Source organism: Pseudomonas farsensis (assembly GCF_014268805.2).
Taxonomy (GTDB): domain Bacteria; phylum Pseudomonadota; class Gammaproteobacteria; order Pseudomonadales; family Pseudomonadaceae; genus Aquipseudomonas; species Aquipseudomonas farsensis.
Window position 1 is genome coordinate 405,705 of record NZ_JABWRF020000002.1, and the last position, 25,194, is coordinate 430,898.

The window sequence follows — 25,194 nt, forward strand, 5'->3', positions numbered from 1 at the left end:
GAACTTTCATGACCGCAGTACCACGCCGCTGTCGTCTTCCCACCACACGAACACTTCATCGTCCCAGGTCGGCCGGGTGCCCTGGCGTTCGGCGTTGGCCACGAACGACTGGACGATCTTGCCGCTGGGCAGTTGCACGTAGAACACCGAGTGGCCGCCCAGGTAGGCGATGTCGTGGATCTTGCCGCGCGACCAGTTGTGCTCGAAGTCAGGCTGGGTGGTGGTGACCAGCATTTTTTCCGGGCGCAGGGCATAGGTGATGTGCTTGTCTTCCACCGACGTGCTCACGCCGTGGCCGACGTAGATCTTGCGCTCAAGCTCGGGGCTTGCGATCAGCGCGTGGCCTTCGGCGTCGTCGATCACTTCACCTTCGAACAGGTTGACGTTGCCGATGAACTCGCACACCAGGCGGCTGGTGGGGGTCTCGTAGATGTCCACCGGCGAGCCGATCTGGGCGATCCAACCCAGGTGCATGATGGCGATGCGCTGGGCCATGGTCATGGCCTCTTCCTGGTCGTGGGTGACCATCACGCAGGTCACGCCCACGCGCTCGATGATCTCTACCAGCTCAAGCTGCATCTGCGAACGCAGTTTCTTGTCCAGCGCGCCCATCGGTTCATCGAGCAGCAGCAGCTTGGGGCGCTTGGCCAGCGAACGGGCCAGGGCCACACGCTGACGCTGGCCGCCGGACAACTGATGCGGCTTGCGCTTGGCGTACTGGCTCATGTGCACCAGCTTGAGCATCTCGGCCACGCGGGCGTCGATCTCGGCCTTGGGCATCTTGTCCTGCTGCAGACCGAAGGCGATGTTCTGCGCCACGGTCATGTGCGGGAACAGCGCATAGGATTGGAACATCATGTTGATCGGCCGCTCGTAGGGCGGCATATCGGTGATGTCGACGCCATCGAGGAAAATCCGCCCTTCGGTCGGGCGCTCGAAGCCTGCCAGCATGCGCAGCAAGGTGGACTTGCCGGAACCGGAGCCACCGAGCAGGGCGAAGATTTCGCCCTTGCGGATTTCCAGGGACACATCGTCCACGGCGATGGTTTCGTCGAACTTCTTCGTAACCCGGTCGATCTTGACCAGCACCTGCTTGGGTTGCTGGCCACCCTCGAGGGCTTTCTTATAGGCACCGGAGGCAACTGCCATGAGTGAAACTCCCAACAAGATTTATGTGCCCGCCCGGCGCGCTCACGCAAGGGCCTTGGCGGGCCTGAGTGTTGTTACTTGCCCGACTTGACCTTGGTCCAGCTGCGGGTCATGAGACGTTGCACCTTGGGTGGCAACTCGGCGTTGACGAACATTTTGTCCAGCACTTCCTGCGGTGGGTAAACCGCGGCGTCAGTCCTTACGGCCTGGTCCATCAGGTCGCCAGCCTTGGGGTTCGGGTTGGCGTAACCGACGTAATCACTGACCTGGGCAATAACCTCAGGTTTCAGCAAATAGTTGATGAAGGCGTGGGCCTGCTTGACGTTCTTGGCATCCTTGGGGATCGCCAGCACGTCGAACCAGAGGTTGCCGCCTTCCTTGGGAATGGCGTAGGCCAGGTTCACGCCCTTCTTGGCTTCTTCAGCGCGAGCCTTGGCCTGGAACACATCACCCGAGAAACCCGCCGCGACGCAGATGTCGCCGTTGGCCAGGTCGGTGATGTATTTGGAGGAGTGGAAGTAAGTCACATACGGGCGCACTGCCAGCAGCTTCTGCTCGGCCTTGGCGTAGTCCTTGGGGTTGCTGCTGTTGGGGTCGAGCCCCATGTAGTTGAGCACCGCCGGGAGCATTTCGTCCGCCGAATCGAGAAACGCCACGCCGCACTTGGACAGCTTTTTCATGTTCTCGGGTTCGAACAACACCGCCCAGGAGTCGATGGTATCGACGCCCAGCGCGGCCTTGACCTTCTCGACGTTGTAACCGATGCCATTGGTGCCCCATAGATACGGCACGGCATACAGGTTGCCGGGGTCGTTCTTCTCCAGGCGCTTCATCAGCGCCGGGTCGAGGTTGGAATAGTTGGGCAGCAGCGTCTTGTCGAGCTTCTGGAAGGCGCCCGCCTTGATCTGCTTGCCCAGGAAATGGTTGGACGGCACCACCACGTCATAGCCGGTGTTACCGGCCAGCAGTTTGCCTTCCAGGGTTTCGTTGGAGTCGAAAACATCCTGTACCGGCTTGATACCGGTTTCTTTCTCGAAATCCGCCAGTGTGGTCGGGCCGACGTAGTCGGACCAGTTATAGAAATGCACCGTGGGCGCCGCTTGGACGCTGCATGCCAGCGTCAGACCCGCTCCAGCCATCAAGGCCTTGCGATAAAGGGAAGTAGACAAGTGGATGGTCCTCACAATCAGTGCCTTTGCGGGCGGGACTAACTGGCCGCTAACGCAAAACCGGCGCGCAACTTACCGTCACGGCGTGGATGCCGCAAACTTATTTGCCGCAAACTGCCCCCTGGCCGGAAAAGCCCGGCGCAGAGGGCGTCGCATCAGGCTTACTTGCCCGACTTGATCTTGGTCCAGCTGCGGGTGATGACGCGCTGTACGGCAGCTTCTGGCGCTGCAATGGCGTACAGCTGCTTTTTCACTTCAGCCGGTGGATAGATGCTTGGGTCGCCGGTGATGTCCTTGTCGACAAACTGGGTCGCGGCCTTGTTGCCGTTCGGGAAACGTACGGCGTTGGTGATTTCGGCCATGACTTCCGGTTGCAGCAGGAAATCCATGAACTTGTAGGCGGCTTCTTTATGCTCGGCATCTTTCGGGATGGCGACCATGTCGTAGAAGGTGCCGGCACCTTCCTTCGGAATCACGTAGTCCAGCTTGACCTTGTCGCCGGCTTCGTGGGCGCGGGCCTTGGACTGCTCCAAGTCACCCGAGTAACCGACGGCTACGCAGATGTTGCCGTTGGCCAGGTCGCCAATGTACTTGGAGGAGTGGAAGTAGGTGATCGAAGGACGGATCTTGAGGAACAGGTCCTCGGCGGCCTTGAGGTCTTCTTTCTTGGTGGAGTTGGTCGGCAGGCCCAGGTAGTGCAGCGCGGCCGGGAGCATTTCGGTCGGCGCATCGAGGAAGCTCACGCCGCAGCTCTTGAGCTTGGCGATGTTCTCAGGCTTGAACACCACGTCCCACGAGTCGATCTTGTCCACGCCCAGGGCAGCCTTGACCTTCTCCGGGTTGTAGCCGATGCCGATCGAACCCCACATGTAGGGGAAGGCGTACTTGTTGCCCGGGTCGCTGGCATCGCCCACGGCCTTGAGCAGGTCTTCGTCGAGGTTCTTCCAGTTGGCCAGCTTGGAGCGGTCCAGCTCCTGGTAGACGCCGGCCTTGATCTGCTTGGCCAGGAAGTTGTTGGACGGCACCACGATGTCGTAACCGGACTTGCCGGCCAGCAACTTGGCTTCGAGGGTTTCGTTGCTGTCGAAGACGTCGTACTTGACCTTGATACCCGACTGTTTCTCGAACTTGGCGATGGTGTCCGGCGCGATGTAGTCCGACCAGTTGTAGACGTTCAACACCTTGTCTTCAGCCTGAACAGCGGTCGCCATGGCACCCATCAGGGCCGCGGCCAGCAGCGTCTTGCCCATTTTCTTCATGCGTAATGCTCCAGAATTATTATCAAGCCATCTGTTCAGCAGCCAGGACACCTGCTGGGCGACTGAAACAGCCGTTAGTCTGGCAAGTTACACGGCGCCGTATCAAGGAAAGCCGCCCCTTGTAACGACTTAATGTCACCTCGCCAGCCTAGCAGACCGTTATCTGATCGCTTCCAGGGTCAGATCAAGGCACTTGCGCGCCTTTTCCACCAGTTCATCTACCTCGGCGTGGCTGATCACCAGCGGCGGCGCGATGATCATGGTGTCACCGACCGCGCGCATGATCAGGCCGTTATCGAAGCAGAAGTTGCGGCACAGCATGCCCACGCCTTTGCCTTCGTAACGGCTGCGGGAGGCCTTGTCCTTGACCAGCTCGATTGCACCGAGCAGCCCAAGACCGCGCACTTCGCCCACCAGAGGGTGGTCCTGCAGCTCACGCAGTCGTTTTTGCAAGTAGGGTGCCACTTCACTGCGCGCCTTCTCGACGATGCGCTCGTCACGCAGGATGCGCAGGTTTTCCAGCCCCACCGCCGCAGCCACCGGGTGGCCGGAATAGGTGAAGCCATGGTTGAAGTCGCCGCCTTCGCTGAGCACCTGGGCCACTTTGTCACGCACGATCACACCGCCCATGGGGATGTAACCGGAGGTCAGGCCCTTGGCGATAGTCATCAGGTCAGGCTGCAGCCCGTAGTAATCAGAGCCGAACCATTCGCCGGTGCGGCCAAAACCGCAGATCACTTCGTCAGCGACAAACAGGATGTCGTACTTGGCGAGGATCTCTTTGACCTTCGGCCAGTAAGTGTCGGGTGGAATGATCACCCCGCCGGCGCCCTGGATCGGCTCGGCAATAAAAGCGGCGACGTTGTCTTCGCCGACTTCGAGAATCTTCTTTTCAAGCTGTTCTGCCGCCCAGACGCCGAAGGCATCCGGGGCCATGTCGCCGCCCTCGCCAAACCAGTATGGCTGGGGGATATGCACGATGCCGGGAATCGGCAGGCCGCCCTGCTCGTGCATGCCACTCATGCCGCCCAGGCTTGCGCCAGCGACGGTGGAGCCGTGGTAGCCGTTGACCCGGCCAATAATCGTCTGCTTGTTCGGCTTGCCCTTCAGCGCCCAGTAATGCCGCACCATGCGCAGTACCGTGTCGTTGCCTTCGGAGCCGGAACTGGTGAAGAACACATGGCTCATGCCCGCAGGGGCCAGGTCGGTGATCGCCTTGGCAAGCTCCAACGCTGGTGGGTGGGCAGTCTGGAAGAACAGGTTGTAGTAGGGCAGCTCGCGCATCTGCTTCTCGGCGGCCTGCACCAGTTCTTCGCGGCCATACCCCACCGCCACGCACCACAGCCCGGCCATGCCGTCGAGGATCTTGTGCCCCTCGCTGTCCCACAAATGCACGCCCTGGGCCTTGGTGATGATGCGCGGCCCCTTGGCCTTCAGCTGTTTGTAGTCGCTGAACGGGGCCAGGTGGTGGTCGCCGCTCAGGGCCTGCCATTCACGGGTTTGCGGGTTGACGACGCTCATCTGCCTCTCCAGTTTCGGCTGGCCGCCCGCAGGCGGCCCTAGGGTTGATCACACCGCGAACAGCAGGAACTCACGCTCCCAGGAGCTGATCACGCGCTTGAAGTTCTCGTGTTCGGCGCGCTTGGTCGCGACGTAGCCGGTGATGAACTTCTTGCCCAGGTACTGCTCGAGTGCGCGGCTGACTTCCATGCGCTCAAGGGCGTCCTCGATGGTCAGCGGCAGGCGCAGGTTGCGCCGCTCGTAACCACGGCCCTGTACCGGCGCACTGGCTGCAATGCCCTCGACCATGCCGATGTAGCCGCACAGCAGGCTCGCGGCAATGGCCAGGTACGGGTTGGCGTCAGCGCCCGGCAGACGGTTTTCGACGCGGCGGTTCTGCGGGCCGGCATCCGGTACGCGCAGGCCGACGGTGCGGTTTTCTTCGCCCCACTCCACGTTTACCGGCGCCGAGGTATCGGGCAGGAAGCGGCGGAACGAGTTGACGTTAGGCGCGAACAGCGGCAATGCCTCGGGGATGAACTTCTGCAGGCCACCGATGTGATTGAGGAACAGCTCGCTCATGCTGCCGTCTTCGTTGCTGAAGATGTTCTTGCCAGTGGCGGCATCGACCACGCTCTGGTGCAGGTGCATGGCGCTGCCTGGCTCACCGGTCATGGGCTTGGCCATGAAGGTTGCGGCCACGTTGTGCTTGAGTGCGGCCTCTCGCATGGTGCGTTTGAACACCAGAATCTGGTCGGCCAGGTGCAGGGCGTCACCGTGACGGAAGTTGATTTCCATCTGCGCGGTGCCGTCCTCGTGGATCAGCGTGTCGAGGTCCAGGTTCTGCAGTTCGCACCAGTCGTAGACATCCTCGAACAGCGGGTCGAATTCGTTGGCCGCTTCGATGGAGAACGACTGGCGGCCGGTTTCCGGGCGCCCGGAGCGGCCAACCGGCGGCTGTAATGGGAAGTCCGGGTCTTCGGCGCGTTTGGTCAGGTAGAACTCCATCTCCGGCGCGACAATCGGCTGCCAGCCTTTTTCGGCGTACAGCTTGAGTACCTTTTTCAGCACGTTGCGCGGCGACAGTTCGACCGGGTTGCCCTTCTTGTCGTAGGTGTCGTGGATCACCTGGGCAGTCGGCTCGATGGCCCAAGGCACGAGAAACACCGCGTTCTCGTCGGGGCGGCAGATCATGTCGATGTCGGCCGGGTCGAGCAGTTCGTAATAGATGTCATCGTCGACGTAATCGCCGGTCACGGTCTGCAGTAGCACGCTCTCGGGCAGGCGCATGCCTTTTTCGGCGATGAACTTGTTGGTCGGCGAGATCTTGCCGCGGGTGATACCGGTCAGGTCGCTGATCAGGCATTCCACTTCGGTGATCTTGTGCTCTTTCAACCAATCGGTGAGCTGGTCGAGGTTGTTACTCATAAATACCTCAGGAGGCAGTGTGGCGCGGTTCAAGTTCGGCGCACAGCGCGCCGCGGGGCCTGGGAAGGCCCACGTCCTGATTCTGGAGGGAGTGCTTGGCTAAAGCAAAAGCCCTCGCGCAGGACCACAGCAGATACAGCCGGCAAAGGCGTGTCCACAGTGAAAGCGTAGGGCAGAAAGAAAGGAAAACGTGCAGTAAAGCGTTACGAGGCATGGCGCGTGGGTGCAAACCGTCAATTATTGCGGCCAGGCTAGCAACGCATTGTTGCAAGCATGCAATGACCGGACGGTAACCGGGAGATATGCCTGAGCGCACCGTGCAGGCGGCGTTTTCAGGCCTCGACAGGCAGACCATGTGACCCTCGTATTATTGTGTTCTGGGTTGCGACCGAGCTTAGCCTTGTTCATTTTTTTACACAACACCCCCGTAAAAAATAAAGGACGCCCCGCGCCAGATAACCCTTCAGCACGAAAATAGCGGATAATGCGACGCCCCGATATGCAGCAAATCTGCCGTAGATGTGCCATTTAAGGGCGTCAGGGGGCTGGCTTGACTTCAACTGGTCTTTCCGATTGACTGGGGTTGCAAGCCCCCCTTGATTGATATTTTTAACAACAAAGGTGTTGCATCATGTCGGTACCCCCGCGTGCCGTTCAGCTTAACGAAGCGAACGCGTTCCTTAAGGAACATCCTGAGGTTCTCTACGTTGACCTTCTGATTGCAGATATGAATGGTGTGGTGCGCGGCAAGCGCATAGAGCGCACCAGCCTCCACAAGGTTTACGAAAAGGGCATCAACCTCCCCGCCTCTCTCTTTGCCCTGGACATCAACGGCTCGACCGTCGAAAGCACAGGGCTTGGCCTGGACATCGGCGATGCCGACCGCATCTGCTACCCGATCCCGGACACCCTCTGCAACGAGCCGTGGCAGAAGCGCCCCACCGCGCAACTGCTGATGACCATGCACGAGATCGAAGGCCAGCCGTTCTTTGCCGACCCGCGTGAAGTCCTGCGCCAGGTGGTGAGCAAGTTCGACGACATGGGCCTGACCATCTGCGCCGCGTTCGAACTTGAGTTCTACCTGATCGACCAGGAAAACGTGAACGGCCGTCCGCAGCCGCCGCGCTCGCCGATTTCGGGCAAGCGTCCGCAGTCCACCCAGGTGTACCTGATCGACGACCTAGACGAATATGCCGACTGCCTGCAGGACATCCTCGAAGGCGCCAAGGAACAAGGCATTCCGGCCGACGCCATCGTCAAGGAAAGCGCCCCGGCGCAGTTCGAAGTCAACCTGCACCACGTGCCGGACCCGCTCAAGGCCTGCGACTATGCAGTGCTGCTCAAGCGGCTGATCAAGAACATCGCCTACGACCATGAAATGGACACCACATTCATGGCCAAGCCCTACCCGGGCCAGGCAGGCAACGGCCTGCATGTACACATTTCCGTGCTGGACAAAGATGGCCACAACATCTTCACCAGCGAGGATCCCGAGCAGAACGCCGCGCTACGTCACGCTGTCGGCGGTGTGCTCGAGACCCTGCCCGCCTCCATGGCGTTCCTGTGCCCCAACGTCAACTCGTACCGCCGGTTCGGCGCGCAGTTCTATGTGCCGAACGCACCGAGCTGGGGCCTGGACAACCGCACCGTGGCGCTGCGTGTGCCCACCGGTTCTGCAGACGCCGTGCGCCTGGAGCACCGTGTGGCCGGCGCCGATGCCAACCCGTACCTGATGATGGCTGCGGTGCTTGCCGGCGTTCACCATGGCCTGACCAACAAGGTCGAGCCGGGCGAGCCGATTGCCGGCAACTCGTACGAGCAGTTGGACCAGAGCCTGCCGAACAACCTGCGCGATGCCCTGCGCGAGCTGGACGACAGCGAAATCCTCAACAAGTACATCGATCCGAAGTACATCGACATCTTTGTCGCGTGCAAGGAAAGTGAGCTTGAGGAGTTCGAGCATTCGATCTCCGACCTTGAGTACAACTGGTACCTGCACACCGTGTAAGCAAAAACGCCGCCCACAAGGGCGGCGTTTTTCGTTGGCCAAACTGCCTGCGGATGTAGGAGCGGCCTTGTGTCGCGAAAGGGGTGCGTAGCGCCCCAGTCCTTAGCTTGAAATACAAATCACCGGGGCCGCTCTGCGGCCCTTTCGCGACACAAGGCCGCTCCTACACCGCGCAGGTGGGTTACAAAGCTTTCTCGAAAATCTTCGAATTGCGCTGGAAGTTGTACAGCGAAGCCCGCGCTGCCGGCAGCCGCTCCACACCACTGGGCAAGAAGCCGCGTTCACGGAACCAGTGCGCAGTGCGCGTGGTAAGCACGAACAGCGTATTCAACCCAAGCTTGCGCGCCCGCGTTTCGATGCGTTCGAGCAATTCGTCACCGCGCCCGCCATGGCGGTACTCAGGGTTCACCGCCAGGCACGCAAGCTCGCCGGCTTCGGAATCAGCAATCGGGTACAGCGCAGCGCAAGCGATGATCATGCCCTCGCGCTCGACCACACTGAACTGCTCGATCTCACGCTCCAGCACCTCGCGCGAACGGCGCACTAGAATGCCCTGCTCTTCAAGCGGGCTGATCAAGTCGAGCAAGCCGCCGACATCCTCGATGGTCGCCTCGCGCACCACCTCGAACTGCTCCTGCGACACCAGCGTGCCACCACCACCACGGGTGAACAGCTCGTTGAGCAGCGCGCCGTCTTCGACATAACTGACGATATGGCTACGCGCCACACCGCCCTTGCAGGCTTCGGCGGCAGCATCGAGCAACTCGGCCTGGTAATCGCTGCCCAGGCGCAGCAAGTGCGGGGCGACCTGTTGCGGGCGCAGTTCGCGCACCAGTTGCCCGCGCTCATCCAGCAGCCCCGACTCGGCGCCAAACAGCAGCAGTTTGTCGGCGCCAAGCTCGATGGCCGCGCGGGTGGCAACGTCTTCACAGGCGAGGTTGAAAATCTCGCCTGTGGGCGAGTAGCCCAGTGGCGACAACAACACGATGGAGCGCTCATCCAGCAGCCGGCTGATGCCTTTGCGGTCCACGCGGCGCACTTCGCCAGTGTGGTGGTAGTCGACCCCTTCCAGCACGCCGATCGGCCGTGCGGTAACCAGGTTGCCGGACGCCACGCGCAGGCGCGAACCCTGCATTGGCGAGGCAGCGATGTCCATCGACAGGCGCGCCTCGATGGCCAGGCGCAAGGCGCCAACGGCATCGATCACGCAATCGAGGGTCGCGGCATCGGTGATGCGCAGGCCGCGATGGTAATGCGGCGTCAGGCCCCGAGCCGCCAGGCGGCTTTCGATCTGCGGGCGGGAGCCGTGAACCAGGACCAGGCGCACGCCAAGGCTATGCAACAGCACCAGGTCGTGGACGATATTGCCGAAATTCGGATGGTCGACGCCATCACCGGGGAGCATGACCACAAAAGTGCAGTCGCGGTGGGCGTTGATGTACGGAGAAGCATGGCGCAGCCAGTTGACGTAATCGGGCATGACAAGGCCTGTGGATAAGTGAACGGAGAACGAAAAGGCGCACAACGTTCGAAAGTCATCGTCGGTACAGGCTTGCGGTCACGCGCGGTCTCCTTTAGGCAAACAACGAATCAGGTCAATGGACGTTTAGCCCAGGCAATAGTGCCGGACAAGATCACGCAATAGACGCACGGTAGGCTCGATACGTGACATTTCAAGGTATTCGCCAGGCTGGTGGGCGCAGGCAATGTCGCCTGGGCCGAGCACGATGGTCTGGCAGCCAAGCTGCTGAAGATAAGGCGCTTCGGTGCCAAAGGCCACCGCTTCAGCGCGATGGCCGGTCAATCGTTCGGCCAGCAGTACCAGTTCTGCATCTGCCGCCTCTTCGAACGAGGGCACCTCGGGGAACAGCGGGGCGTAGTCGATCTGCACCTCGAACCGCTCGGCCAAAGGCGCCAGCTTGCTGCGAATGGCCGCACGCAGGGGCTCGGCATCCATGCCCGGAAGGGGGCGCAGGTCGAACTCCAGGGCGCACTGGCCGCAGATGCGGTTGGGGTTGTCGCCGCCGTGGATGCAGCCGAAGTTCAGCGTCGGGGTGGGCACGGTGAACTGCGGGTTGCTGTATTTGGCCTGCCAGTCACGGCGCAGGCCCATCAGTTCGCCCATCACCGCGTGCATCGCCTCCATGGCGCTGCGGCCCAGATTCGGGTCCGAGGAATGGCCGCTACGCCCAAGGATGTCGATGCGGTCCATGAGGATGCCCTTGTGCATGCGGATCGGCTTGAGCCCGGTAGGTTCGCCAATCACCGCCGCCCGCCCGAGTGGCTGGCCGGCTTCGGCCAAGGCACGGGCGCCGGACATCGAGCTTTCTTCATCGCAGGTGGCCAGAATCAGCAGCGGCTGCTTGAAGTCGTGCTCAAGCAGCGGCGTTATGGCCTCGATCACCAAGGCAAAGAAGCCTTTCATGTCACAGCTGCCCAAACCGACCCAGCGGCCATCGACCTCGGTGAGCTTGAGCGGGTCGCTGGCCCACAGTTGCGGGTCGAACGGCACCGTATCGCTGTGCCCGGCCAGCACCAGGCCGCCAGGGCCAGTGCCACGGCTGGCGAGCAGGTTGAATTTGCCAGGGGTGACCTGCTGGATTTCACAGGTAAAGCCCAGGTCGCCCAACCAGCCGGCCAGCAGGTCGATGACCGGGCGGTTGGACTGGTCCAGCGCAGGCTGGGTGCAGCTCACCGATGGGGCGCCGATCAGGGCGGCGAACTGGTCTTTCAGCGATGGCAACGGCATGCGCGGGCTCCCCTAAAGCAAGGGGCATCATAACCATGGAGGCGCTTGATAGGGCAACCGGTGGCGTTATCGTGGCAGCGCGGCTGCGCCAGTCTAAGAGGATTCGTCGCCCAAGTGCTGTAGACTGCCCGGCAACGATGCCCTTCCTTCCGAGCCCGCGATGCACAAAGAAACCGAACTCAAACTCCGCGCCAGCCGCGAGACCCTTGCCGCCCTGCGCGAGCACCCCCTGCTGAAAAAGCGCAACAAGTCCGGCTGGCAGACCCGCGAACTGCTCAACCAGTACTTCGACACCCCGGCGCGTGAGCTGTCCGCTGCCCGTGTTGCCCTGCGTCTGCGCCGCGACGGCGAGGTCATCATCCAGACGCTCAAATGCCGTGGCCAGAGCGTGGCCGGCCTGTCCGAGCGCAACGAATACGAGTGGCCGCTGGAAAAGGCCAAGCTCGACCTGAAAAAGCTCGACGCTACCTGCTGGCCCGAGCAACTGGCAGCGCTTGATAAAAAAACCATCAAGCCGCTGTTCAGCACCGATTTCACCCGCGAATACGCCGAAATATCCTGGGGCCGCGGCAAGGCCAAAGTGGTCATCGAAGCCGCTCTGGACCTGGGCTTCGTGGTGGTCGGCAAGCGCAAGGAAGAAATCTGCGAGCTGGAGCTTGAGCTGCGCGAAGGCGACCCTGCCGCCCTGCTTGAACTGGCCGCCGAGCTGGCTGCAACCCTGCCGCTGATGCCGTGCGATGTCAGCAAGGCCGAACGCGGCTACCGCCTGCTTGATGAAGGCAGCTACCAGCTCGACCTGCCGGTCAGCGAGCTGCACGCCGAAATGCCACTGGACGACGCCTACGCCGCGCTGGCCTGGCAACTGCTGGGCAGCAGCCAGCGCCTGGCCGAGCAATATCGCCACAGCGGCCACTGGCGCCTGCTGCAGGACTGGGTGCAGTGCCTGGCCGAACTGCGCGCCATTACCGCAAGCCTTGGCCAGGCCGCGCCGCGCCCGGTCACCAAAGCCCTGCGCACCAGCCTCGACGCTTTGCTGGAAGACTGGCGCCCGCTGGTACAAGCCGGTAACGACGACGAAGACATCCGCCGCGCAGCCCCCGAGCAGTTCGTCGAAGAGCTGCAGGACCCGCGCTGGGGCCAGTTCTCGCTGGAAACCGCACGCTGGCTCACGGCCCGCGCCTGGACCGTCGAGCGCAAAGGCCGTGGCGAGCGTCAGGGCAACGCGCAGTTGAACAGCTGGCTGGAGCATCAGTTGGGCGAAGAAGCCCGCGCCCTGAAGCTGCCGCTGTACGTGCAGCGCCCGGAAGACCTGGCTGAGCAGTTGCCGCGCATCGAAGGCATCCTGGCCTGGCTGCACCACGCCCGCCAGGTGCTTGAGCTGCCACAACTGGACCGCCTGTACGGTGAGCTGAACAAGCTGCACGAGCTGGCCGAGCAGCCGCTGGGCGAAGAGCAGAAGGACGAACTGCTGGAGGCGCGCATCGAGCAAGCCCGCGCCATCGAGCAGAACCGCGCCTGGAAATTGCTGCTCAAGGCCTGATCGGCCCGCGAAACCGCGCCCGACATCAATATCGCGTCTGGGCGGGGTCTCTGTAGGAGCGGCCTTGTGTCGCGAACGGGCTGCGAAGCAGCCCTGGCGATCTTGCATGATGCCGAAATCCTGGGGCCGCTTCGCAGCCCTTTCGCGACACAAGGCCGCTAGCGCCCAAGCGGCAAGCTGGTGGTGCTCTTGATTTCAGACAGTGCCACGATCGAATTTACCTCTTGAATACCCGGCACGTTAGACAGCTTTTCGAAGAAGAAGCGTTCATAAGCTTCGATATCAGCGGTGACGATGCGCAGCAGGAAATCCACCGACCCCATCAGCACATAACACTCCAGCACCTCGGGGAAGCCGCGAATCGCGTCGGTGAACTCGGTAAAGTTCGAACGCCCGTGGGCATTGAGCTTAACCTCGGCAAAAATCTGCGTATTGAGGCCGACTTTCTTGCGATCAAGCAGGGTCACCTGCCCGCGAATCACCCCTTCCTCCTTCAAACGCTGGATCCGCCGCCAGCACGGCGACTGCGAAAGCCCCACACGCTCGGCAATCTGCGCACTGGACAGCGAAGCGTCCTCTTGCAGCAGGTCCAGAATCCGTCGGTCATAAGCGTCCAGCTCGCCATGCATGATTAATTCACCCAATCCGCCATTCAAGAATTGAATAGGTCGCCAACCCAGTCGTTTAGCTGAATCATAGCGAAACAATACCCGGATCGGCATGCAACAATTTCCGCACTTTCGCGGAGACTCAGCATGAACGCACTCGAACGCCCCCTCGCCTCACCCCGCCTTGACGCCTGGGCTGCCAGCACCGCGCACAGCACCGTGCAGTACCGCCTGCGGGCAGAGGCCGAACCGGACACCCTGTGCCGCGTGCTGAACCTGTTCGCATTGCAGTTTCTGACCCCGCATAGCGTTCAGGTCAGCCAGCACGAAGACATGCTCGACATGCACATCGGCATTGGCGGACTGAGCTGGCACCGCGCCGAAGTCATTGCACAAAAATTGCGCAATCTGGTCTGCGTCGCAGAGGTCAGCCTGGAGAACACGCCCTGCCTCGCCGAAGTGGCGGCAGGCTGAACCCGGCAAGATTCCGAAACCCTTTGCCCGCTCGCAGGTGCACAGCTGCGGCTAGCCTTGCAGGTCTTCCCTCCTGGCAAGGATGCCGCCATGTTCGCCAACGACACCCTCGACCTCGACCTGCGCCGCCTGCTTGATGTGCTACTGGCCGAGCAACGAATCACCACCAACGCAGTCCTCGAGGCCCTCGCACAGGCCAAGCTGCACCCTGCCCAGCACCCGCTGGAGCTGATTGCCGCGTTGGCCCTGCCTGACCTGCAAAACCCCGGTCAGGCCCTGGGCCTGGATACCCTGTGCCAGTGGCTGGCCGCGCAGGTTGGCCAACCGTTTCGCCACATCGACCCGCTACAGGTTGACCTGCCCAAGGTCAGCACGGTGATGTCAGCAGCCTTCGCCCGCCGCCACGGCATCCTGGCGCTGGCGGTGGATGCCAACAGCGTCACCGTGGCCAGCGCCCAGCCCTACCAGCGTGAATGGGAGGCAGACCTTGCCGGCAGCCTGGGCAAGCGCGTGCAGCGGGTGCTGGCCAGCCCGTTGCAGATACGCCAGCTGGCATCCACGTTCTTCGGCCTGGCGCAATCAGTGAGTGGCGCCGACCAGCAGCAGCCCAACCGCCTTGGCGAACTGGAGCAACTGCTTGAGCTGGATACCGGCCAGGCCCAGTCCTGCGCGGACGACGCGCACATCGTGCATGTGGTCGACTGGATGCTGCAGTACGCCATCGAGCAGCGCGCCAGCGATATTCACCTGGAGCCGCGCCGGGAGCAGGGTCATCTGCGCTTGCGCATCGATGGCCTGCTGCACTCGGTCTACGCGTTCCCGGCGGGCGTCACGCTGGCCATGGTCAGCCGCTTGAAGCACCTCGGCCGAATGAACGTGGCCGAAAAACGCAGGCCCCAGGATGGCCGCCTGAAAAGCCGTCTTGCAGGCGGCGCCGAAATCGAGCTGCGCCTTTCAACCCTGCCCACGCCCTTTGGCGAGAAGCTCGTGCTGCGCCTGTTCGACCCTCAGCAGCAGCACGAAACCCTGCCCTGCCTCGGCCTGCAAGGCACGCTGCTGGAGCGCTGGAAAACCCTGCTGCAACAGCGCCAGGGCATCCTGCTGGTGACCGGGCCGACCGGCTCAGGTAAAACCAGCACGCTATATGCCAGCCTGCGCCTGCTGGCCACGCCCCAAGTCAACCTGTGCAGCATCGAAGATCCTATCGAGCGGCTGGAACCTGCAATCAACCAACTGCAAGTGCAACCTGCTCTGGACCTGACCTTTGCCGATGGCGTGCGGGCGCTGCTGCGCCAGGACCCGGACATCATCATGATTGGCGAAATCCGCGACCAAGAGACTGCCCAGGTAGCCGTGCAAGCGGCGCTCACCGGGCACCTGGTGCTGTCGACGCTGCACACCAACGACGCCTGTAGCGCCGTCACCCGCCTGCTGGAGCTGGGCGTGGCCAGTTATCTGGTCAAGGCGACCTTGATCGGCGTCATGGCCCAGCGCCTGATCCGTACCTTGTGCAGCGCATGCCGGGGCACAGCGCAGCACGGGGATGGCGCATGCAGCTTATGCCGGGGCACCGGGTTTCACGGGCGCACCGGGCTTTTCGAACTGCTCAAGGTCAGCAATGGCCTGCGCGAACGGATCAACCCCGGCGCCGACCTTGCGGCGTTGCGCCAGCAAGCTTTGGCAGAGGGCATGCGCGACTTGCGAGGTTGCGGGCAGGATCGGATCGGCCAGGGCCTGACAAGCCTGGAAGAGGTGCTGAGGGTCTGTGGATAAGTGACATGAGCCCCGTGTGTGCGGGAACTTGGTGGGTGGTTTATAGCTCCAAGGAGCATCTCAACCGCCCTCATCAATCGAGGTGAATCATCATGCGTTTCAAAGCAGCCATTGCCGCTACCCTTGTGTTGTCGCTCCCCGTCGGTTCGGCCATGGCCGACTCGTTCTGGCGCAACGTCATCTCGTCGGGCGCAACCACCGGCTCGACCTACCTGACCTTCAAGGACCACAAGCTGATCGCCGCCGCCCAGGATGACGCCGGCAGCTTCGTCGCCAGCGAAGGCGCGATTCGTGGCCCCTACCTGGAAGCCGCCATGCGCCAGGTGCGCGCCGACAACCCAGGTGCGCAGGCTAGCGACATGGAACTGGCCAATGCCATTCTGGCGAAGAACGCCGTAGCGCAGTGAGCCAAAACGGCACGCCCAGATAAAATCGCTGGGCAGGGTGGTAACGGGCTTGCCCGGGGATATCGCGGAGGCAAGCCCGCGTCGGTCATGTGCAACGCGCCACGGGCCTCATCGCAGGCTAGCTCCAGCTCCCACAGCAATCCAGGCCCGGGCTCAATATTGCGACCGGGCTCGGTCCTTGTGGGAGATTCTATGGTTTTGTACAAGCCTGTTCCCACTAGACATATCTCCTTGTGGCGAGCTCCCTTGTGGCGAGCGGGCTTGTCCCGCGTTGGGCTGCGCAGCAGCCCCTTGGGTTTTCAGGGCTGCTGCGCAGCCCAACGCGGGACAAGCCCGCTCGCCACGACTCTCTATCATTTCCCACAGGATTGGGTCCCACCAGCAATGTTGCGATTGAGCACGGCCTGCGTGGGAGCCGGCGACAGCCTGCGATGAGGCCCTGACAGGCTGGCCCAGCACACCCATACAAGACCCTTCCTGCGCGATCGCCCACAGTCCCGGCTCATATCCCCGGAGCCACCATGCCTCTCTCCCCTCGCGCTCTGCTGGCCACACTGTGCGCGCTCGGCCCAACGCTTGCGCTGGCCGACGACGCAGGTTGGTCCCTGCTCAGCCGCAACTACTTCCTGCACAACGACTACCGCACGCCGTCCGGCAATGGCCAAAGCTACCGCCAGGAATGGGCGCAGGGCTTCATCGGCGAACTGCGCTCGGGCTTTACCGACGGCATGCTGGGGGTTGGCGTAGATGCCCATGGTTTCGTCGGCCTGAAACTCGACGGCGGCCGGGGCCATGCCGGGACCGGGCTGCTGCCACGCAACAGCAATGGCCGGGCCGAACCCAGTTACTCAAGCGCGGGCGCAGCACTGAAACTGCGCCTGGGCAACACACGCCTGCACTACGGCGAAATGATGGTAGACACACCGGTCTTCGACACCGGCGACAAACGCCTGCACCCCGAATACGCCACCGGCTGGCTGCTGGAAAATACCGACCTGCCGGGCTGGCACTTGCAGGCCGGGCGTTTTACCGCGTTCAGCAACCAGGACAGTAGCGCCAGCCATGACGACTTCGCAGGCTACGGCGCCAGCACCGGTGGCCGTGCCATAAGCCTTGCCGGCGCAACCTTCGCCCCAGCGGGGCCGGTGGGCGGTGCGCTGTTCGTTTCGCAGCTTGAAGACACCTGGCACCAGGGCTACCTGAACCTCAACCTCGCCCAGGGCAACTGGCGCCTGGACGCCAACCTCTATCGCACCGTTGACAGCGGCAAAGCCCGCGCAGGCGACATCGACACCCTCGCCTACAGCCTGGCCGGCAAATACCGGCTTGGCGCGCAGGCGTTGACCTTGGCCTATCAGAAGGTGCGCGGCGACACACCATTCGACTTCGTCGGGGGTGACTCCATCTACCTGGCCAACTCGATCAAGTACGCCGACTTCAACGGCCCCGGCGAGCGCTCGTGGCAACTGCGCTACGACCTTGATTTCGCAACCTTCGGGGTGCCCGGCCTGAGCCTGATGGGCCGCTATGTCAGCGGACGCGGCATCGACGGCAGCCACGCCCCAAGCAGCGGTGCTTACGCTGGCCAGTACGGCGAAGGCGGCGAGCACTGGGAGCGTGACATCGACCTCAAGTACGTGGTGCAGGCCGGCAGCGCCAAAGGCTTGGGCCTGTCGCTGTCGCACGTCAGCCACCGCGCCAACGACGCGCAGGCGGGCGACGATATCGACCGTTTGTACGTGATCATCGAATACCCACTCAAAGGCGTGTTCTAAGGCCTGGAAACAAATGGGGCCGCGATGCGGCCCCGGTTCATCTCAGAAGGCGAAACACGAACAGCCCAACGCGCCCCAGAAGCCTTGGAAGTCATTCACCGGCACGCTCGAATGCCGCGCCTTTTCATGGCTGTGGGCATGCACCCCGCAAGGCCCCGAGCACTGGTGCACGGCAGCGGCCAGCGAAGGCGTGCCCACGCGCCAGTGCCCTGGCACCTTGGCCACCGGCGACCACTCCGGCAGCACCGGCACCTGCGGTGGGCCGAGCCGGTCGAACTCGCCCGCCGCGTACACCACTTTGCCGTCAACCACGGTCAATACCGACTCGATGCCCTTGATCGCCTCTTCTTCGACACTGAAAAAGTCCAGCGACAACGCCGCCAGGTCTGCCAGTTGGCCCACCTTGATCTGGCCCTTCTTGCCCTGCTCGCTGGAGAACCACGCGCTGCCTTGGGTGAACAGCTGCAGGGCGGTGTCGCGGCTCAGGCCTTCGGGGTACAGCTCCATGCCGCCGACGGTCTTGCCGCTGACCATCCAGTACAGCGAGGTCCACGGGTTGTAGCTCGAGACGCGGGTCGCGTCGGTGCCGGCGCCGACCGGCACGCCCATTTCCAGCATACGCTTGATCGGCGGGGTGCTCTCGGCGGCCTTGGCGCCGTAACGGTCGACGAAATACTCACCCTGGAAGGCCATGCGGTCCTGGATCGCGATACCGCCGCCCAGTGCCCGCACCCGCTCGATGTTCTGCGGGGTGATGGTTTCGGCGTGGTCGAAGAACCACGGCAGGCCATTGAACGGGATGTCGCGGTTGACCTTCTCGAATACATCCAGCATGCGCGTGATCGATTCGTTGTAGGTGGCATGCAGGCGGAACGGCCAGCGCTGCTCGACCAGGTGACGCACCACCGGCTCCAGCTCTTCTTCCATGGTTTGCGGCAGGTCCGGGCGCGGCTCGAGGAAGTCCTCGAAGTCAGCCGCAGAGAACACCAGCATTTCGCCAGCGCCGTTATGGCGCAGGAAGTCAGTGCCGCTGTGCAGCTTGACGCTGGAGGTCCACTTGCGGAAGTCGTCCAGCTCTTCCTTGGGCTTTTGGGTAAACAGGTTGTAGGCAATGCGCACGGTCAGTTGGTTGTTGTCCGCCAGCTCCTGGATCACCGAATAGTCGTCGGGGAAGTTCTGGTAGCCGCCACCGGCGTCGATGGCGCTGGTCAGGCCCAGGCGGTTGAGTTCACGCATGAACTGGCGGGTCGAGTTGACCTGGTATTCAAGCGGCAACTTCGGCCCTTTGGCCAAGGTTGCGTAGAGGATCATCGCGTTGGGGCGGGCGATCAGCATGCCGGTGGGGTTGCCGAACTTGTCGCGCTGGATCTCGCCGCCGGCCGGGTTCGGCGTGTCCTTGGTGTAGCCAACTGCCTTGAGCGCGGCGCGGTTGAGCAGTGCGCGGTCATACAGGTGCAGCAGGAACACCGGGGTGTCCGGGGCGGCCTGGTTGATTTCTTCAAGCGTCGGCATGCGTTTTTCGGCGAACTGGAATTCGTTCCAGCCACCGACCACGCGCACCCACTGCGGGGTTGGCGTGCGAGCGGCCTGGTCCTTGAGCATGCGCAGGGCATCGGCTACCGAAGGGACGCCCTCCCAACGCAGTTCCAAGTTGTAGTTCAGCCCGCCACGGATCAGGTGCAGGTGCGAGTCGTTAAGGCCCGGGATCACCGTGCGCTGCTTGAGGTCAATGATCTGCGTAGCGGCACCCTTGTGGGCCATGGCTTCGCCATCGCTGCCCACGGCGATGAAACGTCCATCCTTGATGGCCACGGCAGTGGCGGTGGGCTTTTCACGGTCAACGGTATGCAGTTTGCCGTTGAACAGAATGAGATCGGCGGTCATGGCGCCTCCTTGGGTGGATGCATGGGCGGAACCGGCGGCGCCGGTGAAAGGCAATGCCGACCACAGCGCCCCGGCGGCGCCGAGTACGGTGCTGGTAGCGAGGAACTGGCGGCGGCTCTTGTCGTTCGGGTCCTGGGACATGGTGTTCTCCAACGGGATGCGGCAGGCGCAACAGCGGAGCATGCCGGTTGGCGCCGGGTGCAGGATTGGATGGATGTGCGGTGCGGGCTGTGGCCGCATCGCGGTGGCTCGGCATTGCGAACCACCGCGAGGGATGTCAGCCCTTCAGGAACGCCAGCAGGTCCTCGTTCAACTGCTGCGCATGGGTCACGGCAAAGCCGTGCGGTGCGCCTTTGTAGACCTTGAGCTCTGCCCCCGAGATCATCTGCGCCGCCACTTTGCCGGTCGTCTCGAACGGCACGATCTGGTCGGCATCGCCGTGGATAACCAAAGTCGGCACGTCGATTTTGGCCATGTCCGGGCGGAAGTCGGTTTCACTGAACGCGCTTACGCAGTCAAGGGTGGCCTTGATCGACGCCAGCAGCGCGATGTTCAACGTCTGGGTCTGCGTGCCTTGCGATACCGCCTGGCCTTGGTTCAGGCCATAGAACGGGGTGGCAAAGTCGGCGATGAACTGCGCACGGTCGGCGCGCAAGCCAGCCTTGATACCGTCGAACACCGCCGTATCGACACCCTCGGGGTTGTCTGCACGCTTGCCGAACACCGGGGTAACTGCGCCCAGCAGCACCAGCTTGGCCACCCGTTCCGTGCCGTGCTTGCCGATATAGCGGCTGACGTCGCCACCGCCCATCGAGAAGCCCACCAGGGTGACGTCGCGCAGGTCGAGGTGCTCGATCAACTGGGCGATGTCGTCGGCGAAGGTGTCGTAGTCGTAGCCGGTCCACGGCTGGCTCGAGCGGCCGAAACCACGGCGGTCGAAGGCAATGGTGCGGTAGCCGCGGCTGGCCAGGTACTCCATCTGCGAATCCCACATGTCGGCATCCAGCGGCCAGCCGTGGCTGAACAGTACCGGCTTGCCGGTGCCCCAGTCCTTGTAATAGATCGAGGTGCCATCGCGGGTAACGAGCGTGCTCATAGTGGTATCTCCTGAAAAGTGGTCGGTGAGTTACGAAGGAGCGTTCAACCGCGCAGCCAGTTGGCGCAGCGGCGGGTTACCCACGGCATGATGTAGAACACCACGGGCAGGATGACGAACAGGTTGGCGATCAGGTTGCCGGTAATCGGGCCGCCCAGCTGAGGGTAGCGCATGAAAAACGGTGCCAGCAGTTGCGGTATGACCATGGTCATCGGGCAGATCACCAGGTAGGTCAGCAGCGCCTGCTTCCAGCGTGGCGGCTGCGCAGCGGTGGTGCTCGGTGGGGTGAACCAGAACTCCGGGTCGTCGTGTACCTGGGTGTGGTCACCGTCTTCGAGCAGCGGCAGCACTTCATTGACCAGCGCCTGGCGCTCGGCGGAATTGACCCAAGCCTGCAACTGCGCGGCATCGGCAAAGCGCACCACCGTGGTGAAGTGACGGCCACCGTCGTCGGGGCGGATCACGTTCACATCCAGATGGCCGGGCTGATGGCGCGCGGCGCTGACGGTGCGCTTGAGCCAGGCCTCGTAATGGGCCAGGCCCTGGGCGCGCACCTTGTGCTGGATCACCAGCGTCACGACGTTGCGATTGGCTTGGGTTGCGGTGTTCATCGGCGTTCCTTGGGATGAGCTTGCCCGCATCCACTGTGCAACGGCGCACGGGCTGAAGATTGAACAGGTGTGCTGCGCTGGCTGCGGTGCCCGGCGCGGGTTATTTACCAGCAGTCAGCGCGTTGTAGCTGGTCATCAGGTTGCGGTAATCCGGGATGTGGTTGGAGCACAGCGCCGCCAGGCCTTCGACATCGTTGCGCCAGTCGCGGTGCAGCTCACACGCCACGCCGAACCAGGTCATCAGCTGCGCACCGGCGCGGCTCATGCGGTCGTGGGCGGCGTCGCGGGTCATCTCGTTGAAGGTGCCGGAGGCGTCGGTGACCACGAACACTTCAAATTCTTCTTCCAGCGCGGCCAGCGCCGGGAAGGCTACGCAGACCTCGGTTACAACGCCTGCGATGATCAGTTGCTTCTTGCCGGTGGCTTTCACTGCCTTGACGAAATCTTCGTTGTCCCAGGCGTTGATCTGGCCTGGGCGGGCGATGTACGGGGCGTCCGGGAACAGCGCCTTGAGCTCCGGCACCAGCGGGCCGTTGGGGCCTTGTTCGAAGCTGGTGGTGAGGATGGTTGGCAGGTTGAAGAACTTGGCCAGGTCCGCAAGCGCCAGTACGTTGTTCTTGAAGCGGTCCGGTTCGATATCACGCACCAGCGACAGCAGGCCAGCCTGGTGATCAACCAGCAGTACGGCGGCGTCGTCTTTGTTCAGGCGGTTGTATTTGAAGGGGGTCATGGTCGTTGCTCCTAAAGGGTTTTGAGAGTGGTCTGGGCGTTTCGCGTTGATGAGCAAAGATTAGATTCATCACCTTTTGAGCGGTAGACTGCGAAAATTGGCTTTAGCGTTCTGTTTTATGAACGCTGAGCAGGCACCACCCCAGGCACTTGGAGAATTACCCTTTGGAAGACCTGAACTCCCTCTACTACTTCACCCAAGTGGTCGAGCACGGCGGCTTCGCCCCCGCCGGGCGGGCGCTGGATATGCCCAAGTCCAAGCTCAGCCGGCGCATCGCCGACCTCGAAGACCGCCTGGGCGTGCGCCTGCTGCACCGCACCAGCCGGCATTGTTCGCTGACCGAGATTGGCCAGGCCTACTACAACCGTTGCCTGGCAATGCGAGTCGAGGCCGAGGGCGCCGCCGAGATCATCGAGCGCAACCGCAGCGAGCCGCGCGGCCTGGTGCGTATCAGTTGCCCGACGACCCTGCTCAACTCGTGGGTCGGGCCGATGCTCACTCGCTATATGGTCAAGTACCCGCAGGTGGAATTGTTCATCGAGAGCACCAACCGCCGCGTCGATTTGCTCCACGAGGGCTTCGATGTGGCGCTGCGGGTACGCTTTCCGCCCTTGGAAAACACCGACATGGTGATGAAGGTGCTGAGCAACAGTACCCAGTGCCTGGTGGGCCACCCGTCGTATCTGGCGCAAATGCCCGCAGGCTTCGACCCGCAGCAACTGAGCGAGCTGCCCAGCCTGCATTGGGGCAGCGCCCAGCGGGAATACCAGTGGGAGCTGTTTCAGGGCGAGGACACCAGCCGCAGCATGGTCATCACGCACACGCCAAGGATGGTGACTGACGATCTGTTCGCTTTGCGTCATTTTGTCGTGGCTGGGGTGGGCATTGCCCATTTGCCGCGGGTGGCGGTGCGTGAAGACCTGGCCGAGGGGCGGTTGGTGGAGCTGCTACCGGGCTGGCACCCACGCTGCGGTATCGTCCATGCCATTTTCCCGTCACGGCGCGGCCTGCTGCCGTCGGTGCGCTCGCTGATCGACCATCTGGCTGAAGAGTTCGCCAGTAGCGATATGGCCTGAGGCCAGGGTTTGACCGTGATGGCCTCATCCCAAGGCTGTCGACAGCCACGCAGGCAATGCGCAACCGCAACATTGCTGGTTGGACCCAAACCTGTGGGAAATGATAGAGAGTTGTGGTGAGCGGGCTTGCCCCGCGTTGGGCTGCGCAGCAGCCCTGAAAACCCAAGGGGCTGCTGCGCAGCCCAACGCGGGGCAAGCCCGCTCGCCACAAGGAGATATATCTGGCAGGAACAGGCTTGCACGAAACCATGGAATCTCCCACAGGATCCGGGCCAAGCCTAAATATCGCGGCTGTGCGCAGCCTTTGTGGGAGCTGGCGACAGCCTGCGATGAGGCCGCCACAAGCTTGCATAAAACCCTGCAATCACCCACGGTCCGATGCAAATCGGCTAGCCCGCGTTTTTCTACAAGAGCAGCAGGGGCTCTTACTCGCCGATGGCGGCTTTGTAACCAGTAGCGTCCAGCAGCTTGTCCAGCTCGGCCTTGTCGCTAGGCTTGAGCTTGAAGATCCACGACTCGTACGGAGAGTCGTTAAGCGCCTCTGGGCTATCAGCCAGCTCTTCGTTGACCGCGATCACCTCGCCACCGACCGGGGCATAGATGTCCGATGCGGCCTTGACCGACTCGACCACGCCAGCAGCGTCGCCTGCAGCGAACACTTTGCCAACCTCGGCCAGTTCAACAAACACCACGTCACCCAACGCTTGCTGGGCGTGGTCGCTGATACCCACGGTCACCGTGCCATCGGCTTCCAGGCGAGCCCATTCGTGGCTTTCGGCGAAACGCAGATCGGCGGGGATATTGCTCATATCGTGTCTTCCTCAAATTGGCTCAGCGGTCGGCCCGCCAGTTGTAATGTTCAGATAAGAATCTTGCCGTGGCGCACGAAGGTCGGCTTGACCACACGCACCGGGTACCACTTGCCGCGAATCTCGACCTCGGCGCGGTCGCCGGTGGCCATGGGGACACGTGCCAAGGCAATGGACTTGCTCAGCGTAGGCGAGAAACTACCACTGGTAATCTCCCCTTCGCCAATACCGCTTACACGCACCACCTGGTGGGCACGCAATACACCGCGCTCTTCGAGCACCAGGCCGACCAGTTTGTCCTGCACGCCCTGCTCGATTTCTGCCAGCAAAGCCGCGCGGCCTATGAATTCGCGGCTGGCCGGTTCCCAGGCGATGCTCCAGCCCAGGTTGGAGGTCAGCGGCGTGTGCGCAGTGTCGATGTCCTGGCCGTAGAGGTTCATGCCGGCTTCCAGGCGCAGGGTATCGCGTGCACCGAGGCCGCTAGGGGCGATGCCGGCCCCGACCAGGTCGTTGAAGAAGGCCGGCGCCTGTTCGCCAGGTAGCAGGATTTCCAGGCCGTCCTCGCCGGTGTAGCCGGTGCGGGCAATGAACCAGTCACCATCAGCCAAGCCTTCGAAGGGGCGCAGTTCGCGGATTAGCACGGCGCGCGAGGCGCTGAGCAGTTCGGCGACTTTTTCTCGCGCATGGGGGCCTTGGATAGCGAAGATTGCGAGGTCTGGGCGCGCCTTGAAGCCGACCTCGAAGCCTGCGCGCTGCGCCTCTAGCCAAGCCAGCACCTGAGCGCGGGTGGATGCATTGGCAACCAGGCGGTAGCCGTCTTCGGTGCGGTAGGCGATCAGGTCGTCGATAACCCCGCCCTGGTGATTGAGCAGCGGGCTGTACAGCGCCATGCCAACGCGCTCAAGGCGCGTCACGTCATTGGCCAGCAGACGCTGAAGCCAGACGGTGGCGGCAACGCCGTCAACATCGATGACCGTCATGTGCGAGACGTCAAACACGCCACAGTCATTGCGCACCTGATGGTGCTCCTCGACTTGCGAGCCGTAGTGCAGGGGCATGTCCCAACCGCCGAAGTCGACCGTCTTGGCGCCAAGCGCAAGATGCAGGTCGTACAGAAGCGTACGCTGTCCCATGGGTTTCTCCTTCCGG

21 protein-coding genes are annotated in these 25,194 nt (G+C 62.6%); 7 read left to right on the plus strand and 14 right to left on the minus strand.

The features are described from left to right. Positions 1–6: 6 nt before the first annotated feature. The 5 genes from potA to HU719_RS11220 all read right to left on the minus strand — a co-directional run bounded on the left by potA (position 7) and on the right by HU719_RS11220 (position 6,505). Positions 7–1,149, minus strand: coding sequence for a polyamine ABC transporter ATP-binding protein (potA, locus tag HU719_RS11200; protein ID WP_186521530.1), 1,143 nt, complete (start codon positions 1,147–1,149; stop codon positions 7–9). A gap of 74 nt (positions 1,150–1,223) precedes the next feature. Then, positions 1,224–2,318: a polyamine ABC transporter substrate-binding protein gene (locus tag HU719_RS11205; protein ID WP_186521528.1), complete on the minus strand. Its 1,095-nt coding sequence runs from the start codon at positions 2,316–2,318 to the stop codon at positions 1,224–1,226. Positions 2,319–2,479: 161 nt separating this feature from the next. Further along, positions 2,480–3,577, minus strand: coding sequence for a polyamine ABC transporter substrate-binding protein (locus tag HU719_RS11210; protein WP_186521525.1), 1,098 nt, complete (start codon positions 3,575–3,577; stop codon positions 2,480–2,482). A gap of 159 nt (positions 3,578–3,736) precedes the next feature. Then, positions 3,737–5,098, minus strand: coding sequence for an aspartate aminotransferase family protein (locus HU719_RS11215; RefSeq protein WP_186535060.1), 1,362 nt, complete (start codon positions 5,096–5,098; stop codon positions 3,737–3,739). A gap of 48 nt (positions 5,099–5,146) precedes the next feature. Beyond that, on the minus strand, positions 5,147–6,505 hold the full coding sequence (locus tag HU719_RS11220; RefSeq protein WP_186521521.1) for a glutamine synthetase family protein: 1,359 nt from the start codon (positions 6,503–6,505) through the stop codon (positions 5,147–5,149). Between the two features lie 631 nt (positions 6,506–7,136). Here HU719_RS11220 and HU719_RS11225 point away from each other — a divergent pair. Further along, entirely contained in the window at positions 7,137–8,513 is a 1,377-nt protein-coding gene (locus HU719_RS11225; protein ID WP_186521519.1) for a glutamine synthetase family protein, read from the plus strand. A gap of 181 nt (positions 8,514–8,694) precedes the next feature. On the opposite strand, the gene argA is transcribed toward HU719_RS11225, so the two are convergent. Next, positions 8,695–9,993, minus strand: coding sequence for an amino-acid N-acetyltransferase (argA, locus tag HU719_RS11230; RefSeq protein ID WP_186521517.1), 1,299 nt, complete (start codon positions 9,991–9,993; stop codon positions 8,695–8,697). Between the two features lie 126 nt (positions 9,994–10,119). After that, positions 10,120–11,262 carry an acetylornithine deacetylase gene (gene argE, locus HU719_RS11235; RefSeq protein WP_186521515.1) on the minus strand — a complete coding sequence of 381 codons (1,143 nt, stop codon included), beginning with the start codon at positions 11,260–11,262 and terminating at the stop codon, positions 10,120–10,122. A 160-nt stretch (positions 11,263–11,422) separates the two neighbouring features. On the opposite strand from argE, the gene HU719_RS11240 reads away from it, so the two are divergent. Next, entirely contained in the window at positions 11,423–12,802 is a 1,380-nt protein-coding gene (locus HU719_RS11240; RefSeq protein ID WP_186521513.1) for a CYTH domain-containing protein, read from the plus strand. Positions 12,803–12,960: 158 nt separating this feature from the next. Here HU719_RS11240 and HU719_RS11245 read toward each other — a convergent pair whose 3' ends face one another. Continuing rightward, positions 12,961–13,431 (minus strand): Lrp/AsnC family transcriptional regulator, encoded by a 471-nt coding sequence (locus HU719_RS11245; protein ID WP_186521545.1) that lies wholly within the window; start codon positions 13,429–13,431, stop codon positions 12,961–12,963. 126 nt (positions 13,432–13,557) lie between these two features. Between HU719_RS11245 and HU719_RS11250 the strand changes: the two genes are divergently transcribed. The 4 genes from HU719_RS11250 to HU719_RS11265 all read left to right on the plus strand — a co-directional run bounded on the left by HU719_RS11250 (position 13,558) and on the right by HU719_RS11265 (position 17,839). Further along, positions 13,558–13,884: an ACT-like domain-containing protein gene (locus tag HU719_RS11250; RefSeq protein ID WP_186521511.1), complete on the plus strand. Its 327-nt coding sequence runs from the start codon at positions 13,558–13,560 to the stop codon at positions 13,882–13,884. Positions 13,885–13,974: 90 nt separating this feature from the next. Further along, positions 13,975–15,657 carry a GspE/PulE family protein gene (locus HU719_RS11255; RefSeq protein ID WP_186521509.1) on the plus strand — a complete coding sequence of 561 codons (1,683 nt, stop codon included), beginning with the start codon at positions 13,975–13,977 and terminating at the stop codon, positions 15,655–15,657. Positions 15,658–15,749: 92 nt separating this feature from the next. Beyond that, on the plus strand, positions 15,750–16,064 hold the full coding sequence (locus HU719_RS11260) for a DUF2388 domain-containing protein (protein ID WP_186521500.1): 315 nt from the start codon (positions 15,750–15,752) through the stop codon (positions 16,062–16,064). 521 nt (positions 16,065–16,585) lie between these two features. Further along, a complete protein-coding gene (locus HU719_RS11265; RefSeq protein ID WP_186537451.1) occupies positions 16,586–17,839 on the plus strand; it encodes an OprD family porin in 1,254 nt (417 codons plus the stop codon). Positions 17,840–17,881: 42 nt separating this feature from the next. Here the strand turns inward: HU719_RS11265 and HU719_RS11270 are convergent, their stop codons facing one another. The 4 genes from HU719_RS11270 to ycaC form a co-directional block, all read right to left on the minus strand. Then, a complete protein-coding gene (locus HU719_RS11270) occupies positions 17,882–19,723 on the minus strand; it encodes an amidohydrolase (protein WP_186537454.1) in 1,842 nt (613 codons plus the stop codon). 277 nt (positions 19,724–20,000) lie between these two features. After that, positions 20,001–20,819, minus strand: coding sequence for an alpha/beta fold hydrolase (locus HU719_RS11275; RefSeq protein ID WP_186523466.1), 819 nt, complete (start codon positions 20,817–20,819; stop codon positions 20,001–20,003). A gap of 44 nt (positions 20,820–20,863) precedes the next feature. Next, on the minus strand, positions 20,864–21,430 hold the full coding sequence (locus tag HU719_RS11280; RefSeq protein ID WP_186537452.1) for an antibiotic biosynthesis monooxygenase: 567 nt from the start codon (positions 21,428–21,430) through the stop codon (positions 20,864–20,866). A 100-nt stretch (positions 21,431–21,530) separates the two neighbouring features. After that, complete coding sequence (gene ycaC, locus HU719_RS11285; protein ID WP_186523461.1) at positions 21,531–22,160, minus strand: isochorismate family cysteine hydrolase YcaC; 630 nt, start codon at positions 22,158–22,160, stop codon at positions 21,531–21,533. 164 nt (positions 22,161–22,324) lie between these two features. Between ycaC and HU719_RS11290 the strand changes: the two genes are divergently transcribed. Continuing rightward, positions 22,325–23,236, plus strand: coding sequence for a LysR substrate-binding domain-containing protein (locus tag HU719_RS11290; protein ID WP_186537453.1), 912 nt, complete (start codon positions 22,325–22,327; stop codon positions 23,234–23,236). Between the two features lie 425 nt (positions 23,237–23,661). On the opposite strand, the gene gcvH is transcribed toward HU719_RS11290, so the two are convergent. Next, positions 23,662–24,045, minus strand: a complete 384-nt coding sequence (gene gcvH, locus HU719_RS11295) for a glycine cleavage system protein GcvH (protein ID WP_186537067.1) — start codon at positions 24,043–24,045, stop codon at positions 23,662–23,664. A 50-nt stretch (positions 24,046–24,095) separates the two neighbouring features. Further along, a complete protein-coding gene (gene gcvT / locus HU719_RS11300; protein WP_186537068.1) occupies positions 24,096–25,178 on the minus strand; it encodes a glycine cleavage system aminomethyltransferase GcvT in 1,083 nt (360 codons plus the stop codon). Positions 25,179–25,194 lie beyond the last annotated feature (16 nt).

What these genes read in the sequence shown, in the direction of transcription:
- HU719_RS11245 (WP_186521545.1), bottom strand. Translation starts at nt 13,431, where the DNA reads ATGCATGGCGAGCTGGACGCTTATGACCGACGGATTCTGGACCTGCTG.
- gcvT (WP_186537068.1), bottom strand. Translation starts at nt 25,178, where the DNA reads ATGGGACAGCGTACGCTTCTGTACGACCTGCATCTTGCGCTTGGCGCC.
- gcvH (WP_186537067.1), bottom strand. Translation starts at nt 24,045, where the DNA reads ATGAGCAATATCCCCGCCGATCTGCGTTTCGCCGAAAGCCACGAATGG.
- ycaC (WP_186523461.1), bottom strand. Translation starts at nt 22,160, where the DNA reads ATGACCCCCTTCAAATACAACCGCCTGAACAAAGACGACGCCGCCGTA.
- HU719_RS11270 (WP_186537454.1), bottom strand. Translation starts at nt 19,723, where the DNA reads ATGACCGCCGATCTCATTCTGTTCAACGGCAAACTGCATACCGTTGAC.
- argA (WP_186521517.1), bottom strand. Translation starts at nt 9,993, where the DNA reads ATGCCCGATTACGTCAACTGGCTGCGCCATGCTTCTCCGTACATCAAC.
- HU719_RS11210 (WP_186521525.1), bottom strand. Translation starts at nt 3,577, where the DNA reads ATGAAGAAAATGGGCAAGACGCTGCTGGCCGCGGCCCTGATGGGTGCC.
- HU719_RS11220 (WP_186521521.1), bottom strand. Translation starts at nt 6,505, where the DNA reads ATGAGTAACAACCTCGACCAGCTCACCGATTGGTTGAAAGAGCACAAG.
- HU719_RS11240 (WP_186521513.1), top strand. Translation starts at nt 11,423, where the DNA reads ATGCACAAAGAAACCGAACTCAAACTCCGCGCCAGCCGCGAGACCCTT.
- HU719_RS11275 (WP_186523466.1), bottom strand. Translation starts at nt 20,819, where the DNA reads ATGAGCACGCTCGTTACCCGCGATGGCACCTCGATCTATTACAAGGAC.
- HU719_RS11215 (WP_186535060.1), bottom strand. Translation starts at nt 5,098, where the DNA reads ATGAGCGTCGTCAACCCGCAAACCCGTGAATGGCAGGCCCTGAGCGGC.
- argE (WP_186521515.1), bottom strand. Translation starts at nt 11,262, where the DNA reads ATGCCGTTGCCATCGCTGAAAGACCAGTTCGCCGCCCTGATCGGCGCC.
- HU719_RS11255 (WP_186521509.1), top strand. Translation starts at nt 13,975, where the DNA reads ATGTTCGCCAACGACACCCTCGACCTCGACCTGCGCCGCCTGCTTGAT.
- HU719_RS11250 (WP_186521511.1), top strand. Translation starts at nt 13,558, where the DNA reads ATGAACGCACTCGAACGCCCCCTCGCCTCACCCCGCCTTGACGCCTGG.
- HU719_RS11260 (WP_186521500.1), top strand. Translation starts at nt 15,750, where the DNA reads ATGCGTTTCAAAGCAGCCATTGCCGCTACCCTTGTGTTGTCGCTCCCC.
- potA (WP_186521530.1), bottom strand. Translation starts at nt 1,149, where the DNA reads ATGGCAGTTGCCTCCGGTGCCTATAAGAAAGCCCTCGAGGGTGGCCAG.
- HU719_RS11225 (WP_186521519.1), top strand. Translation starts at nt 7,137, where the DNA reads ATGTCGGTACCCCCGCGTGCCGTTCAGCTTAACGAAGCGAACGCGTTC.
- HU719_RS11280 (WP_186537452.1), bottom strand. Translation starts at nt 21,430, where the DNA reads ATGAACACCGCAACCCAAGCCAATCGCAACGTCGTGACGCTGGTGATC.
- HU719_RS11265 (WP_186537451.1), top strand. Translation starts at nt 16,586, where the DNA reads ATGCCTCTCTCCCCTCGCGCTCTGCTGGCCACACTGTGCGCGCTCGGC.